This is a genomic window from Dysgonomonas sp. 521, from assembly GCF_010501055.1.
GTDB lineage: Bacteria > Bacteroidota > Bacteroidia > Bacteroidales > Dysgonomonadaceae > Dysgonomonas.
In genome coordinates this window covers 138,255-154,414 of record NZ_QVMO01000008.1, presented here as the reverse complement: position 1 = coordinate 154,414, position 16,160 = coordinate 138,255, and the positions used below count along the sequence as shown (strand labels likewise).

Here is a 16,160-nt window from a genome sequence, read left to right as displayed (position 1 = left end):
CATGTAAAGATAATTTATTTGAGATACATACATCAAACAAAAGAGTGTAGATTAAAAAAACTACACTCTTCACCTGATTCACTCCCTAAACTATTTTTTCGTTATCGCTTTCTTTATACCTTCCAGATTATTGTTGAATTCTGCCAGTTGAGCTAGTACCTGTCCCGTCTGGTTGCTCTGGTCGATACCTGCAAACTTATTGTTCTTATTGAAGATATCCTTGATATGCTCCCAGCGGATATGCTCATCAGCCGTCAATAGATTGGCAATCTCTTTCAGTTTCAGGATATTTGCCTCGCTATCAGACGTCAGGGTCTGCGATTCGCTTTCGTAATGTGTGAGAATCAGTTCGCTAATCTCCTGTTTGTTCATCAGTGGTACTATCTGGCTCACCAGCTTGTTCATATCCCTGTAAGAGCCTTGCAGTTTGAATGGAGGTTCTACCCGGTATGCGTCTTGCATAGCCGCACTCAGTATATAATTCTGATTGACTTTGAGTACCACGTCCCTGACCGACAAGCTATTCTTAACCACTGCAATAAAATCGTCCACGTCCTGCTGGGTATGGTTGCCTTCGAGGTCGGGCATCATTTCACTTTTCGACTCTATATAATCTACCAGATTGTAAAAATCCGTAAAGCTTTTACTCGCTACCTTTTGCAGATAAGGATTTTCTACGATTGCATTTTCCAGCAAACTCAGTTTAAACAAAGTATCCGAACCACCAATCACATCTCCCAGATTGTATACATCGGCACGGTTGGCCAACATATCGGGTATCTGGAATTTCTCTCCGCTCTCGGTATAAGGATTTCCGGCCATTATTACACAGAAGCGTTTTCCGCGCAGGTCATAGGTTTTACTTTCACCTTCGAAGATACCATCCATCTTACGCTGTCCGTCTGCCAGAGATATAAATTTCTGCAAGAACTCTGAACTACAATGCTGAATATCGTCAAGATATAACATTACATTGTCAGCCATTTCGAAAGACAGGTTTATCTTCTTCAATTCTTCCCGCGCACCGGATGTTTTGGCTTCTGCCGGGTCGATAGAAGTAATGGAATGTCCAATGGTAGGCCCGTTTATCTTCACAAAATTCAGTCCCATAATATTTGCCAGATATTCCATCAATGTAGTCTTTCCATATCCCGGAGGCGAGATTAGCAAAAGCATACCCATACGCGCGGTGCGTTTGTTATCTCCGGCAACACCAAGTTGTTTTGCCAGATTGGCTCCTATCAGTGGCAGATAAGTCTCATTTATCAGTTTATTGCGGACAAACGATGTTAGCACACGAGGCTTCAGTTCATTTATTTTCAATGATTTCTTGAATGATTGTATCAGTTCTTCTTTCAGTTTTGTAAATTCATTGAATGTAGGAACACTTTCGTTTGCAAAGCATGCCAGTTTCTGAATAAATTCATGATAATCTATCTCATACACATTGTTTACAATAACCGAATGACTTCCCCTCAGGTCGGTAATCTCTATGATATCGGAGCTAGACCTCATTTCAAATTTATGGTCATGCAGCAGTAACATACACGAAGTTTCGCCGACATATTTTTTATACTTAGTATATTTATCGGATAAGTCGATGAACGATTCCAGCCAGTTGCGTACCAGATAGAAACGTTCCACCATGCTGAACGATTCCTCTGCCAAATCGGTATTGAAGCTGTCGGCTAACTTCTGTTTTTTCAGATAAGCTTTAAACTCCTTTTCCAGTTCTACCGATTGTTCACTGATAGTAAACTCCGGATTCTCGGCAAATTCACAAAACAGGTACATAGCAATTTGTTCCGGCTGCATACTTGAGAAGTGGAAACGGGTATTCCATTTTTCAAACATTTCCTGTATCTGCTTGAGCACATACTGATAGTTTTTAGAAGCCGGAAATGCTTTCAATACATTATTTGCTGAAACAATGAGCCCGTTCAGCAGCTTTTTGTCTTCTTTATCTACACTGTGCCAGAACAATTGTGCCGCAACACGCTCCTGAGGGCGGAATGACAAGAGTCCGAGTTGTGTATGTATAGCAACCAAACTTTCGTAAATCTTGATCGCATCAAAATCATGCACACCTTTCAGATAAGACTCCGAGTAACTTTGATCTACTTTCCGGGAAATAAATTCCTGAATATTGAAATTTTTGTTTTTCAAACTTTCTTCAAATGCCTGATAAGCCAGATACTCCGCACGGTAAACATTCCTGTTTTCGGAGACAACCTCCTGCTCCCAGATATCACGGTAACGGATAATATCACCGTCCCTCAGTTCGTGGTAGAAGTTCGTCCCGGTCAGGTGATAAAGCAACTTATCTTCGCGCCTGACTACCGTTAAGTCCATAGACTGCTTGTTGACTGCAAATTTATGGTTGCCGAGCGCTATAATATTCTCGCCGTCAACGAACAACTCCGTCTTATCTTTCAGAATACGCAAAGCATCCTCTAACGATGTTTTCAGGCTGTTTTCAAGGTTTTCAGCTTTCGACACATCTCCAAGCTCCCGTAAATCGTCAGCCAGCTTGCGCACTTTGTCTACCATCAGGTCTGCCGAATAAAACGCCTGTATCTCTTCTTTCGATTTGAATGACTGCGCCTTATTCTCCACATTCTTCAATACACGAAGCCCAATCTGCTCTAATGAGGAAGTACGCCTGTTAATCTGCTCTATCAATTGTGCCTTACGGCTATCGAATACTTTTACAACTTCATTTCTTTTATCAGATATGACCAAAATAAAATCGTCGAAGTCAGCAAACTTACTTTCCAGTTCTTCTATCTGAACACTTACCTTTGTAAAATATTCATCACTTTTTTCAGGGGAGGTCGCCAGTTCCAGATAGTTGACAATACTTTGTTCCAGCAATGTTAATTGTGCCCTGAACTCGGCAGAGGCTTCCTTGCTTTTCAGAGAATCGATCTTTTTCTTTAACAATGCCCTTACTTCGTTCAGTGATGCAAAAATCAAAGAGATTTTTTCAATAATCTTCGTTGTCTGTGTTGTATCATCAATTTTCAGGCTATTGAGGATGTCAATCAACAATTCCAGTTCTGACGAAATCAGTTTACAGTTGTCCTCTATCTTATTGGCATCAATGACTTTCTGTACTTTCTCTACTTCCTGTTTTTGCTCTGTTACCATATTTTCATACGGAATCAGGGCTTCGTCTCTCAACAGGAATTCGACAGTCTTGTCCGAAAGCTTGTTGCCTGTGGCAATCAGAGTTTCTTTCAGCTCGTTTATTTGCTCTGCATCAATATATTTCTGATTATTCAATTCAATGACTTCTCCCTGCATCCTGCGGGTATCAGCCAAAAGTTTTACTAACTTTTCTAATGAATCGAATTTCGCATTCTTGATAGAAAACAGAAGAGCTTCTACCTTATTTGTAGCCTCTTCTAATAATTCTGCAGAATGCTTTTTCTGAGCTTTTACTTTTTCAAATTCATCAATCGCCGTATTGGCAATTTCTTTAATCTGGGATAAAGGCTCCGATAGTTGATAAGTGGCCTGGTCGGATACCCAAAAGTAGGCATCGATGATATCGTTCGATTTCTTTAGAATATCTTCGTAAAGGCCTTCGTAGGTATCTTCCTTATTAATCAGGTAAATTACATCCTGACATTCGGCCATAGCCTTTACAATATCCTTGTTTCCTATCTTGTACAGAATATTGTCACGCTTCTCGTAATTCTCTATCAGCCTGTGTGAATATGGTGTTTGCCATATCTGTACCTGATGGTGGCGTGTAGCCTCCAGTTCGGAACGGAAGAATATCAATGTTCCATCATGGAATAGTGTATGGCCATTGCAAATAATCGGAGTCTCTACCTGTTGCCTGATGATGTTGTACGACATCAGCACATAAGTATTGCGCTCGTTTTGGTAGAATATATACAGGAAGTCTTCTCCATTGGGGGAAATTACCTTGCGGAAAAACTCAAGGTTATTGAGTTCGCTATCAAATATTTTATATTCACCATTTTGCAAATAATATCCATTCGGGAAAATAACACCATGATTATCAGGTAACAAAATGCCGGCATCATTCAGCATCTTTATATTATGTACCTCTTTGGTACGGGTATTAAATACAAATGTCCTATAATCTTCCTGATAAGGTTTTATGCGCACCAAAATAAGATTACCAAGGTCGGCATAATAGTATTCTGCATCATCAAGTTGCTGGTCTTTGTTTTCTACCTTTTCGGAATAAATACCTTTACCTGTATCTGTATTGTCTTCTACCTTGAATGTGATATCACCGCCAATGGCTTCGATAAACACTTTATCGAGGATAGACACATGCGGATGAACACCCAGGCGACGGTCTTCCAATGTGGTTTTAATCCATTTGAATTCGTGTTGTGGTGCTTTTACGACCTCATGAATACTTCTGTCGTCCTGATATATAAGTTTATTCCCTTTTATCAACCACTTGAAGGCTTTGAGGTCATCTATATTTTTGCTGGTCTGGAAAACCATATAGAGATAATTCTCCGTTCTCCTGAACTTGGAAAATATAGAGTCCCTGTAGTATTTGTAAAGGTTTTTGTAATCAGTGATAAAGTTGGGGTCTTCTATCAGTTCAAGTGTCTGAGGGGTAAATTGATTATTTTCGAACAGATAAATACTGAAAACATCGCTAAGCTGTATATCCGACCGCAATCCGAAATGGACATTATAACCGAAGATACACAGGTTGCCCAGTGCTAGGATACCGCGTGAGACACAATTGTTCTCCGTATTTATGCGTTGGTTTGCTATAAGGGAAAAGTCTGTTGAAGTGAAGACGTCTTTTCTCGCCCCATTCAATGAATTAAGGCGGTCGGTGAGGACATCTTTCTGGGTCTGGAGGCGTTTTCTTATGATTTCATAAGTACCGGCTTCCAACGTTTCAACAGTTTTATTTTTATCCAAATCTTGCATATTGGTTAAGATTAGGGTTTAAAGTTTAAGGGTTAAAGTTCAATGATTTAAAAATTGCTAATTATAAGTCATTTATCTTTAAATCATTGAATCTTTAAATTGACTTATTTCAGTTTCTTATTGGATATACCCATCGATTTTGCCATGCTAAGCAAGTTGCTCAGGAATCCTTTATCCTCATCGCTGGTTACTTGTCCCTGCATTTTCAGGATTAGGGCGGCAATGCTCAGATTTTTCACATCTTCGGTAGAGATACCGGTCATCTTAGCATAGTACCTGATGCGTTCCAATAAATCTCCTTCCGACTTTCCGTCTCCCAAGAGGGCTTTCTTAATCTGGGTAGCGTTTTCGCTTTCGTTCACTAAGCGGTCAAAGCCTTTGGCATTGGATATCTGTTTAACGATATTGTCGAAGAACATTGTTTCACCGCCCACGATGTCGATGTCAGCATTCTTAAGCGCTTCGGATAATACAAGAGCCTGTGCATCCGCAATGTCTTTCTGTATGCTGATTTGAGCCAGTTCCACCTCCTTCTCTTTCTGTAGGGAGAGTTTAAATTCTTCGTGCTCTTTACCCACTCCGTCGAGTTTCTTCATTGCAGCAGCTTTTTCTTCTATTCCGGTTGCTTCCGCCAATGCTTTTTCTTTGGTCACTTCGGCTTCCATCAATCCTTCTTTCTTCTTCGCATCTGCTTTAGCTTCGATACCACTTGCTTCCGCTTTAGCTTTAGCTTCTATTGCTTTGGCTTCTGCCAGCGAAGTTTTTTCTATAATACTGGCTTCTCCGGTAGCCGATGCCAATGCTTTTTCTTTAGTAACTTCTGCCTCTACAAGACCTTCTTTCTTCTTAGCTTCTGCTTTGGCTTCGATACCAACGGCTTCTGCTTTGGCTTTCTTCTCAATAACAACAGCCTCTGTAGTTCCCTGCAATTCGAGTGCTTCTGCTTTGGCTTTGATCACTTCTGCTTCTGCCAGTCCATAAGTTGCATCTTCGCGAGCTTTGGCATCCGCTAATATCTTGCGGGCTTCTGCTTGTTTGGCAGATGCTTCTTTTTGTGCTTCTGCATCTATCAGTAACTCTTTTGCTTTCTGTTCGGCAGCCAGTTTTTTCGCCTCAGCAGCTTTTACTGTTTCTATTAAGCGTTGTTCTGCTTCCTGTGCTGCTGTAGTTATACCCACCTGTTTCTGACGGTCAACAGTTCTGAAAGCTTCAATATCTCTCATATTTTGTTGTTCTTCCACAACACCTTTCTCCAGTTGTACACGCTCTTTGATTACATCCTGAATATTTTTCTTTTCAATCTCAATTACACGTTCTTTATCAATCTGGGCCAGTGTAACAATACGCTCGCGCTCTGTTTGTTCCAGCGAACGGTCTTTTTCTACGCGTTCTGCTTCAACGGCCTCGGTGCGTTGTTTATTCTTCTCAGCAATGATAATCTGGCGAAGCTTGTTTTCTTCCTGTACAGCAAGACTTTCTTCGGTACTGATTCTTACGGTTTCAGATTTCAGGCGTTCTTCTTCGCGTACTTTCTGAATTTCGGCTTCTTCACGCGCCTTTACATTATCAATTTCTCGTCTTTGCTTTTCTTCTTTTTCTGCCAATTGCCTTTCCAGTTCAAGGATAGCCTCACGTGCTTCCACGTTTTGTTTCTTAATCACCTTCTCTTCTTCCCTGCGGATAAGATTGGCTTTGATATTCTGTGCTGCTGTCAGGTCAGTGATCTTCTTTATACCTTCCGAGTCGAGGATATTATCCGGGCTTAGGAATTTCAGTTCTGTCTGTTCCAGATAGTCGATGGCACAGTCGTCGAGTACATAGCCATTGAGGTCGGTACCGATGATATTAATAATCTCGTCTCGGAATTCACGGCGGGCTTCGTACAGTTCGATAAAGTCAAACTTCTTACCTACAGTTTTCAATGCTTCCGAAAATTTGGCTTCAAAGATATCCTTCAATGTTGAGATGTCGCTGGCACGCTCGCAGCCAATAGATTGAGCTACGTTGATAACATCGTTTACCGACTTGTTTACCCTTACGAAGAAGGCTACCTTAATATCGGCACGGATATTGTCTTTACATATCAATCCGTCATGCTCCATTCGCTCTATCTGCACCTTTTTCAGAGAGATATCCATAATTTCCATTTTGTGGAATACCGGAATAACATACATTCCCTTATTGAATGCGACATGTGAGCCTCCGACACCTGTGCGCACAATCGCTTTTCCCTGAGGAATCTTTTTGTAAAATGATGCAAGTAAGCCTACAATTACCAGTCCGATAAAAATTACGGCTCCTGCAATGATAATGATTATTTGTTCCATAGTAATTTAGTTTTATATTAGTGTTAATTTATTTAATAATATGTTCTCGTCTAGGTTAAAATTATCAATTCATACAGACTGACTGTCAGTGCAATAATACAGGCAACTAATATACATATCATCTTTTATAGTTTTAAATATTATCACTAGTGTCCGGTTTAGAAAATATTGACATCGTTAAAACCCTTATGGATAAAGGGGAGTGAGCACGTTCTTTGATTTTTCGATTTGAATTTTCTCATCTTTGCGTTAAAAGCGCAAAAGTATGAACGTAGGAAAAACCGTGTTTGCTCAATTGATGTCATTTCTTCCGGACTATGAGTTTAATAAATGTGTAACAAAATATAAAGGCAATTACAAAGTAAGAACCTTTACTTGTCGCGAACATTTCTATGTAATGAGCTTTGCCCAGCTCACCTACAGAGAAAGTTTGAGAGATATCGAAGCCTGCTTGAAAGCGCTATCCAATAAATTATACCATAGCGGCATAAAACGGGCGGTTTCTAAATCTACATTAGCAGAGGCTAATGAAAATCGCGATTGGCGGATTTATGCAGATTTCGCACAAGTGCTGATAATAGAAGCACGAAAACTGTATAAAACAGACAATGATTTTTTGCTTGATGTTGACAATATGGCTTACGCCTTGGATAGTACAACAATAGACTTATGCCTATCCTTGTTTCCGTGGGCCAGGTTTCGCAAGGCCAAAGGAGCCGTAAAGGCTCACGTATTGTTAGACCTGCGAGGTTCTATTCCGACTTTTATAGAGATAACAGACGGAAGTGTGCATGATGTCAACATACTGGACCATATCACGATTGAACCCGGTGCTATCTATGTAATGGATAGAGGCTATCTGGATTTGGACAGGCTATATAACATGGATCAAAAAGGGGCATTTTTTATTACCCGGGCGAAAAGTAACACAGCCATGATCAGAGTATATAGCCGGTCTGTAGATAAATCTACCGGGCTCAGATGTGATCAATCTGTAAGGTTTAAAAGTCACTATTCAAAGAAAGATTATCCCCAGTTAATCCGAAGGATAAAGTTTATTGATGAAGAGACTTCTAACACTTACATCTTTCTGACGAATAACTTTGAGTTAGACGCCTTGCTTATAACTCAGTTATACAAAGAACGCTGGAAGGTTGAGCTGTTTTTCAAATGGATAAAGCAGCACCTTCGTATTAAAACATTTTATGGCACAAGCTACAATGCGGTATGTTGTCAGATCTGGACAGCTGTTTGCACATACCTGCTTGTGGCTATCGCAAAGAAAAGACTAGGTTTGGAGCATTCGCTCTACACTTTATTACAGATCTTCAGTCTTACTCTTTTTGAAAAAGTGCCTATAGATGAACTGTTTACAAAAAATAATTACAAATCAATAAGTCCTGGTGACGATAAACAGTTGAAACTGTTTGATTTATAACCGGACACTAGTGATAATTCATTACACATAACTTATAACTCAGAACTTATGGACAGACGAAATTTTTTACGAGCGATAGCGCTTACCGGAGCAGCCGCAACAATAAAAGCCAGCGGAGGCATGGACGTACTGGCCCAAACGCTCGAAAGCACCCAGACTGGTAAGCCTATAGACATGGTGGCAGTAATGGGCGGAGAGCCCGAAGCCATGTTTAAACGGGCAATCTCAGAAATGGGAGGAATGAGTAAATTTATCAAGAAAGGGTATAAAGTTGTAGTTAAGCCAAATATCGGGTGGGACAAAACACCTGAGCTAGCAGGCAATACCAATCCTAAACTGGTAAGTGAAATTATCCGCCAGTGCCTTGCTGCCGGAGCCAAGGAAGTTACCGTATTCGACCATACATGCGACGACTGGCTGAAATGCTATAAAAACAGTGGCATCGAAGCCGCAGCCAAAGCCGCCGGAGCAAAGGTCGTACCCGCGCACGAAGAATCATATTACCGCAGCGTATCCTTACCGAAGGGAGTCACACTGAAAAACGCCAAGATACACCAGGCCATTCTCGACTGCGATGCATGGATAAACGTACCTGTGTTAAAACATCATGGCGGGGCAAACCTTACCATCTCCATGAAGAACTATATGGGTATTGTATGGGACAGGCGAATATTTCACGGAAGCGGGCTGCAGCAATGTATCGCCGATATATGCACCTATTCTAAAAAGCCGGTACTGAATGTTGTGGATGCATACCGCATCGTGAAGACAAACGGGCCACAGGGAAGGTCTGCTTCGGATGTCGTAAATACGAAAGGCTTGTTCATATCCCAGGACATCGTGGCTGTCGATACTGCCGCCACCAAATTCTTCAGTCAGGTCAGGGACATGCCTCTCGACCATGTAGGGCATTTAGCCAACGGGCAAAAACTCAAGTTAGGGACTATGGATATAGATAAACTGAATATCAAGAGGATAAAAATATAACAAACCATCATCAATCATCAAATGCTAAAATACTTGCGAGTAGGAATATCCATCGTGATATTTACCCTCATCACATTCTATTTTCTCGATTTTGCCGCACTGCTACCCGACGGCTTTCACAGGCTGGCGCATATTCAGCTTGTGCCGGCAATACTGGGAGGCAGCTTCATCATTATGGCTGTACTCGTTATACTCACGCTCCTGTTCGGACGGGTCTATTGCTCGTCTATCTGCCCGATGGGCATATATCAGGATATTGTAAGCTGGATATCCAAACGGCGCCTGTTTTCCAAGAAAAAGAAACGTTATAAATACAGTAAGGCGAAGAATGTACTCCGCTGGTCAGTTCTGGGAATTACCATCATAGCTTACTTTGCGGGATTTCCGGTCGTACTGGGCCTGCTGGATCCTTACAGCGCGTGGGGCAGGATAATAACCAATGTATTCCGCCCTGTGTATATGGGAGGCAACAACCTACTGGAATCTATCTTTTCCAGTTTCGACAATTATACGTTCTATAAAGTGGAAGTTGTGATATTGAGCCTGTTTTCATTTATCATTGCATTGCTCACATTCTTTGCCATAGGCTTTTTTGCATGGAAATACGGCAGAACCTATTGCAATACAATCTGTCCGGTAGGAACGGTATTAGGCTTTTTAAGCAGGTTCTCGCTGTTCAAAATCAGGATAGACGACAGCTTGTGCAACAGCTGCGGCTCTTGCGCGGCAAAATGCAAGGCATCATGTATCGACAGTAAAAACCATACGGTCGATTATTCACGCTGCGTAGATTGCTTCAATTGCCTTAGCAGTTGTTCGCGAAACGCGTTGGCGTTTTCGCCTTCGTTAAAGAAACAACAGGTAAACCAGAGCAATACAGCCAATGATACGGACAACGGTAAAAGGCAGTTCCTTTTGGCAGGGCTGACAACCGCCGTTACCGTTCCTGCTGTTTATGCGCAGGAGAAAGCCGCGGAACTGACAGGAAACGACAAGTACATCCGTAAGAATGCGATCTGCCCTCCGGGAGCAGTCAGTGCCGGCCACTTGTCAAAACACTGTACATCGTGCCATCTCTGCATCAGCAGATGCCCGTCAAGGGTTATTAAGCCCGCCTTTATGGAATACGGACTGGGAGGTATGATGCAGCCTATGATGAACTACGAGAAAGGCTTCTGCAACTACAACTGCACGGTCTGCACCGATGTATGCCCTAACGGCGCCCTGAAACCACTGGCAATGGAAGAAAAGCACATGACCCAGATAGGCCGTGTGACTTTCCACGAGGAGATATGTATTGTACACACCGAAGGTACCAATTGCGGGGCTTGTGCCGAACACTGCCCTACGCAGGCTGTAACAATGATACCTTACGACAAGCAGGAAGGGCTCACCATACCATTTATCAATGCCGATATCTGTGTGGGATGCGGCGGGTGTGAATTTATCTGTCCGGTTCGTCCCTACAGGGCTATACGTGTGGAAGGTAATAAAGAGCATCAGCTACGGAAGGCATTTAAAGAAGAGAAGAAAGAAGATATCGTCGTTGACGATTTCGGTTTCTAATACTCTATATTTCGAAAATCGATGGGGATTTTCTCATACCTGAACAATTAGAAAACTTTATTTGAAAGGTGTGGAATGTATTCCGCACCTTTTTGTATTTCATGCAATCGTTTGCAAATTATTTTCATGAGAAAATAATGGTTTTTACCCACACAGTCGTACATTAATATGTAGTTTTGTTTTGCAGATATACATTTTAGTATAGAAGAACCATCAATCTATAACCATAAAAACTTCAACATGAAAATAAAATTGCATATTGATTATCACACTGTCTGGGGACAAAATGTCTATGTCTGCGGATCAGGTTCTACCCTGGGCAACTGGGATGAAGATAAAGCTTTGGGAATGGTATGCATCTCTCCGAATGAATGGGTTACAGAATTCGAAACCGAAGATGCATCTATCGAATACCGTTACATAATAAAAGAAAATGGGATCGTCACCATAAAAGAATGGGGCGAACCGCACTCTTTAACTTTAGATGCAAACAAAACATTTGAAATACAGGATTCGTGGCATGGCACACCGTCTCAAAGGTATCTGTATACCTCCGGATTCTCTGACAGTTTCTTCCATCACGACAATGCTCCGAAAGTAAAATATAACAAAAAGACAATCTTACTTAAAGTTGTTTGCCCATATATAAAGAAGAATCAAATAATGATCTTGTGCGGCTCATCAAAAGCATTAGGCGGATGGGACATTGAAAAGGCCCTACACTTCACAGCAGTCAATTTTGGAGAATGGCAACTGGCTATTAACGCTACATCCTTAAAGACTGCACAAGAATATAAACTTGCTATTTACGACTGTACAGAGAAGCAAGTTATTCATTGGGAAGAAGGCCCCAACAGGATATTAACCCCCATTGCCGCAAAGGAAGACGCGGTGAGGGTCGAAACATTTGACTACAATCATGGATGGATGGGCTGGAAAGCAGCAGGCGTATCTATTCCGGTTTTCTCTTTACGTTCGAACGACAGTTTCGGCATAGGCGAGTTTTCCGATCTGAAGAAGATGGTAGACTGGGCTGCTCAGACAGGCCAGAAGATAATACAGGTACTTCCCATCAATGATACTACGATTACATATACGTGGATAGACTCATATCCATACAACGCGATATCTATCTATGCGCTTCATCCCATCTATTTAGGACTGAAAGCATACCCCCTGAAGGATAAAGAATTATATGCAAAATACGAACAGGATGCCTCTGTACTGAATGCGTTAAAAGAGATAGACTATGACAAGGTTCTGGCTCTGAAATGGGCATATATAAAAGACCTGTTCAAAGAATCAGGCGCATCAGTACTGAAAAGCAAAGACTATCTTACTTTTTATCAACAGAATGAAGAATGGCTTTTCCCTTATGCCTGTTTCTCATACTTCCGTGATGTATACAAAACAGCCAATTTCTCAATCTGGAAAACTCACAATTCTTTCAACAAGAAGAAACTAACAACGTTAATCAACACCGATAAAGAGGCTAAAGAAAGTGTAGAGACGCTTTGCTTTGCCCAATATCTGCTACATAAACAATTAAGTGAAGTCAAAGAATACGCCCATCAGCATGAAGTGATCCTCAAAGGGGATATACCGATCGGTATCAGCCGCAACAGTGTTGAAGCATGGGTAGAGCCGCACCTTTTCAACCTTGACGTACAAACCGGCGCTCCACCTGATGATTTTTCTTTCTTCGGCCAAAACTGGGGATTCCCTACTTACAACTGGGACGAAATGGCTAAAGACGGCTACCAGTGGTGGGTAAAACGGTTCCGCAAAATGGCGGACTATTTCGACGCTTACCGTATCGACCATATATTAGGATTCTTCCGCATCTGGGAAATTCCTCTTTCATCGGTACAAGGCCTCTTAGGCTATTTCAGCCCTGCACTGCCTATGACCGCTGACGAAATCAGGTCGTGGGGGATGTGGTTCGACGACTACCGGATGACCAGTCCGTATATCCACGAACATTACCTGAAAGATGTATTTGGGGAACATACCCAGGAAGTAATTGATAAATACCTGAACCCGATAGCGTGGCAGCTTTACGAGCTGAAAGAGTTCTGTGATACACAGGTAAAGATAAAAGCATTGTTTCCGGATACACTGGACGAAAAAAGCAATTACCTGCGTGGCGGACTATACAGCCTGTGCAACGAGGTATTATTCATCAAGGACAAACGTGAACCTTGGAAATATCATCCGCGCATCACAGCGCAATATACACACTCGTACAAAGACCTGGACGATGGCGCCAAAATGGCATTCAACCGCTTATATGACGAGTTCTTCTATCGCCGCCATACACAGTTCTGGAGAGAACAGGCAATGACCAAGCTGCCAAGCCTGATAGCCTCTACCCGCATGCTCGTATGTGGCGAAGACCTCGGTATGGTTCCCGAATCTGTTCCGTCCGTAATGCACGAACTGCAAATATTAAGCCTCGAAATAGAGCGTATGCCGAAAATCAGGGAGATGCTTTTCAATTATCTGGGAAATCTGCCTTATATGAGTGTATGTACCACATCCACACACGATATGGCGCCGATAAGGGCATGGTGGAACGAAAACAGGGACATCACACAGAAGTATTACAACCAGGTATTATGGAAAAACGGAGCGGCTCCACAGGAGTGCACATCAGATATATGCCTGCAAATAGTAACCAATCATCTGAATTCTCCGTCGATGCTCACTATTCTCCCTCTTCAGGACTGGCTTTCTTTCGACGACAAGCTTAAAAGGACTGACCCGGAAGAAGAACGGATAAATATCCCGGCTATTGCGCAGCATTACTGGAGATACCGTATGCACCTTACTTTAGAGGAATTATTGGATGCGAAGGAATTTAACGAACATGTAAGAACAATGGTAAAATCCTCGGGAAGAGAATAAACAACCCTGCTTAGAGGTAACATGTAATCCGAACATGTAAGTAAATGAAATATTTTACCGTATAACTTTCTCTTATCGTTATACATAACATAGTAACAAACAGGTCTGAGACCTTAACTAAATTATACCCATGAAGAAAAACTGTTTAATATTATTATTACTCGTTTTTGTAAGTCAGTCAATCCTGGCTATTGATATCAAAAATGTCGATCCTGCATTCTGGTGGGCAGGGATGAAGAATCCCGAGCTACAGGTAATGCTCTATGGAAATGATATAGCCAAATCAGATGTTACTATAACTTCTAAAACAGCAAAAATAAAAGATATAGTAAAACTGGAAAGTTCTAATTATATACTGCTTTACCTGGACCTTTCGGATGCACAACCCGAAAAGTTCGATATTGTCCTGCAACAGGGTAAAGATAAGAAGGTAATCCCTTACGAAATAAAGCAACGGAAACAAGGGTCGGCAGACAGGGTTGGATTTAATGCCAGCGATGTACTATACCTCATTATGCCCGACCGCTTTGCTAATGGCGATCCGTCTAACGATGTAATACCCGGTATGCTGGAAGCTAAAGTAGACCGCAACGGGCAATACGCGCGTCACGGAGGCGACTTCAAAGGAATAAGCGACAATCTGAATTACATACATGACCTAGGTGTAACAGCTATCTGGTTCAATCCTGTTTTGGAAAACGATATGCCGGAAGGCTCTTATCATGGTTATGCAACAACAGATTATTATAAGGTTGACCGCCGTTTTGGTTCCAATCAGGAATTTGTCGACCTTGTAGACAAGGTACATGCTAAAGGAATGAAAGTCGTTATGGATATGATTTTCAACCATTGCGGAAGCCACCATTTCTTTTTTACCGACAGGCCTTCGAAAGACTGGTTCAATTATCCTGAGAAATATGTTCAAACCTCATATAAAACCACTACCCAGCATGACCCTTACGCTTCGGCTGCCGACAAAAAACTGGCCATAGACGGATGGTTTGTAGAATCTATGCCCGACCTCAACCAACGGAATCCTCATGTAGCAAAATACCTGATCCAGAATAGTATCTGGTGGATAGAATACAGTGGGCTCGATGGTATTCGTCAGGATACACACCCTTATGCCGATTATGATATGATGTCGCGCTGGTGCAAAGAGATAACGGAAGAATACCCGGATTTCAACATCGTAGGCGAAACATGGCTGAATAATAATGTCGCTATCGCATTCTGGCAAAAAGACAGTAAGCTGGCTGCACCAAGAAATTCCAACCTTCGCTGTGTAATGGACTTCCCGCTGATGGGTGTAATGGAAAAAGCCTTTGACGAAGAAACGAACCCTTGGGACAGAGGGATGTCACGTATTTATGAATACCTCGGACAAGATATCGTTTTCGAGAACCCGATGGAGTTGCTTATTTTCCTTGATAACCACGATACATCGCGTTTCTACAGAAATATTGAGCAAACCTCAAACCTCAATCGTTACAAACAAGCCATAGCCTTCCTGCTGACCACACGCGGTATACCCGAAATATATTACGGAACCGAGATACTTATGGCTGCCGACAAAAGTGAGGGCGACGGATACCTGCGCCGCGACTTCCCCGGAGGATGGGCAGGAGATCCGGTTAACGCATTCAATGCCAGTGAGAGGACAGCACAGCAGAATGAAGCATTCGACTATATGAAGAAAATACTGAACTGGCGCAAAGGAAATGAGGCCATCGCCAAAGGCACATTGAAGCATTTTGCTCCTATGAACAGTGTATATGTATATGAACGTAAATACAATGATAAGTCTGTAGTGGTTATCCTTAGTGGTTCTGAAGAAGAAAAGGTTATAAATCTGGCTGATTACAAAGAGATTCTGCCTAAAAATCAGGCAAAGGACATCATCAGTGAAAATACTATAAACTTAACCGGCGAAACGTTAACAATCGGACCTAGAAGTGTCTTTATATTAGAATTTTGATTACTTTTATAGGAAGTAA

At 41.9% G+C, this 16,160-nt stretch carries 7 protein-coding genes; 5 read left to right on the top strand and 2 right to left on the bottom strand.

Annotated features, from left to right (window positions below; genetic code table 11):
* Positions 1 to 90: 90 nt before the first annotated feature.
* Together D0T84_RS04640 and D0T84_RS04635 are read right to left on the bottom strand one after the other, a co-directional pair.
* Positions 91 to 4,938 carry a DNA repair ATPase gene (locus D0T84_RS04640; protein WP_163306508.1) on the bottom strand — a complete coding sequence of 1,616 codons (4,848 nt, stop codon included), beginning with the start codon at positions 4,936 to 4,938 and terminating at the stop codon, positions 91 to 93.
* Positions 4,939 to 5,042: 104 nt separating this feature from the next.
* A complete protein-coding gene (locus D0T84_RS04635; RefSeq protein WP_163306506.1) occupies positions 5,043 to 7,265 on the bottom strand; it encodes a flotillin family protein in 2,223 nt (740 codons plus the stop codon).
* 265 nt (positions 7,266 to 7,530) lie between these two features.
* Here D0T84_RS04635 and D0T84_RS04630 point away from each other — a divergent pair, with 265 nt between their 5' ends.
* The 5 genes from D0T84_RS04630 (at position 7,531) to D0T84_RS04610 (ending at position 16,141) form a co-directional block, all read left to right on the top strand.
* Positions 7,531 to 8,703, top strand: coding sequence for an IS4 family transposase (locus D0T84_RS04630; RefSeq protein WP_163306504.1), 1,173 nt, complete (start codon positions 7,531 to 7,533; stop codon positions 8,701 to 8,703).
* 48 nt (positions 8,704 to 8,751) lie between these two features.
* Positions 8,752 to 9,690 carry a DUF362 domain-containing protein gene (locus tag D0T84_RS04625; RefSeq protein ID WP_163306502.1) on the top strand — a complete coding sequence of 313 codons (939 nt, stop codon included), beginning with the start codon at positions 8,752 to 8,754 and terminating at the stop codon, positions 9,688 to 9,690.
* Between the two features lie 21 nt (positions 9,691 to 9,711).
* Positions 9,712 to 11,256, top strand: coding sequence for a 4Fe-4S binding protein (locus D0T84_RS04620; RefSeq protein WP_163306500.1), 1,545 nt, complete (start codon positions 9,712 to 9,714; stop codon positions 11,254 to 11,256).
* 240 nt (positions 11,257 to 11,496) lie between these two features.
* Entirely contained in the window at positions 11,497 to 14,163 is a 2,667-nt protein-coding gene (locus tag D0T84_RS04615) for a 4-alpha-glucanotransferase (RefSeq protein WP_163306498.1), read from the top strand.
* Positions 14,164 to 14,293: 130 nt separating this feature from the next.
* Complete coding sequence (locus D0T84_RS04610) at positions 14,294 to 16,141, top strand: glycoside hydrolase family 13 protein (protein WP_163306496.1); 1,848 nt, start codon at positions 14,294 to 14,296, stop codon at positions 16,139 to 16,141.
* Positions 16,142 to 16,160: the final 19 nt, after the last annotated feature.

What these genes read in the sequence shown, in the direction of transcription:
- D0T84_RS04640 (WP_163306508.1), bottom strand. Translation starts at nt 4,938, where the DNA reads ATGCAAGATTTGGATAAAAATAAAACTGTTGAAACGTTGGAAGCCGGT.
- D0T84_RS04635 (WP_163306506.1), bottom strand. Translation starts at nt 7,265, where the DNA reads ATGGAACAAATAATCATTATCATTGCAGGAGCCGTAATTTTTATCGGA.
- D0T84_RS04630 (WP_163306504.1), top strand. Translation starts at nt 7,531, where the DNA reads ATGAACGTAGGAAAAACCGTGTTTGCTCAATTGATGTCATTTCTTCCG.
- D0T84_RS04625 (WP_163306502.1), top strand. Translation starts at nt 8,752, where the DNA reads ATGGACAGACGAAATTTTTTACGAGCGATAGCGCTTACCGGAGCAGCC.
- D0T84_RS04620 (WP_163306500.1), top strand. Translation starts at nt 9,712, where the DNA reads ATGCTAAAATACTTGCGAGTAGGAATATCCATCGTGATATTTACCCTC.
- D0T84_RS04615 (WP_163306498.1), top strand. Translation starts at nt 11,497, where the DNA reads ATGAAAATAAAATTGCATATTGATTATCACACTGTCTGGGGACAAAAT.
- D0T84_RS04610 (WP_163306496.1), top strand. Translation starts at nt 14,294, where the DNA reads ATGAAGAAAAACTGTTTAATATTATTATTACTCGTTTTTGTAAGTCAG.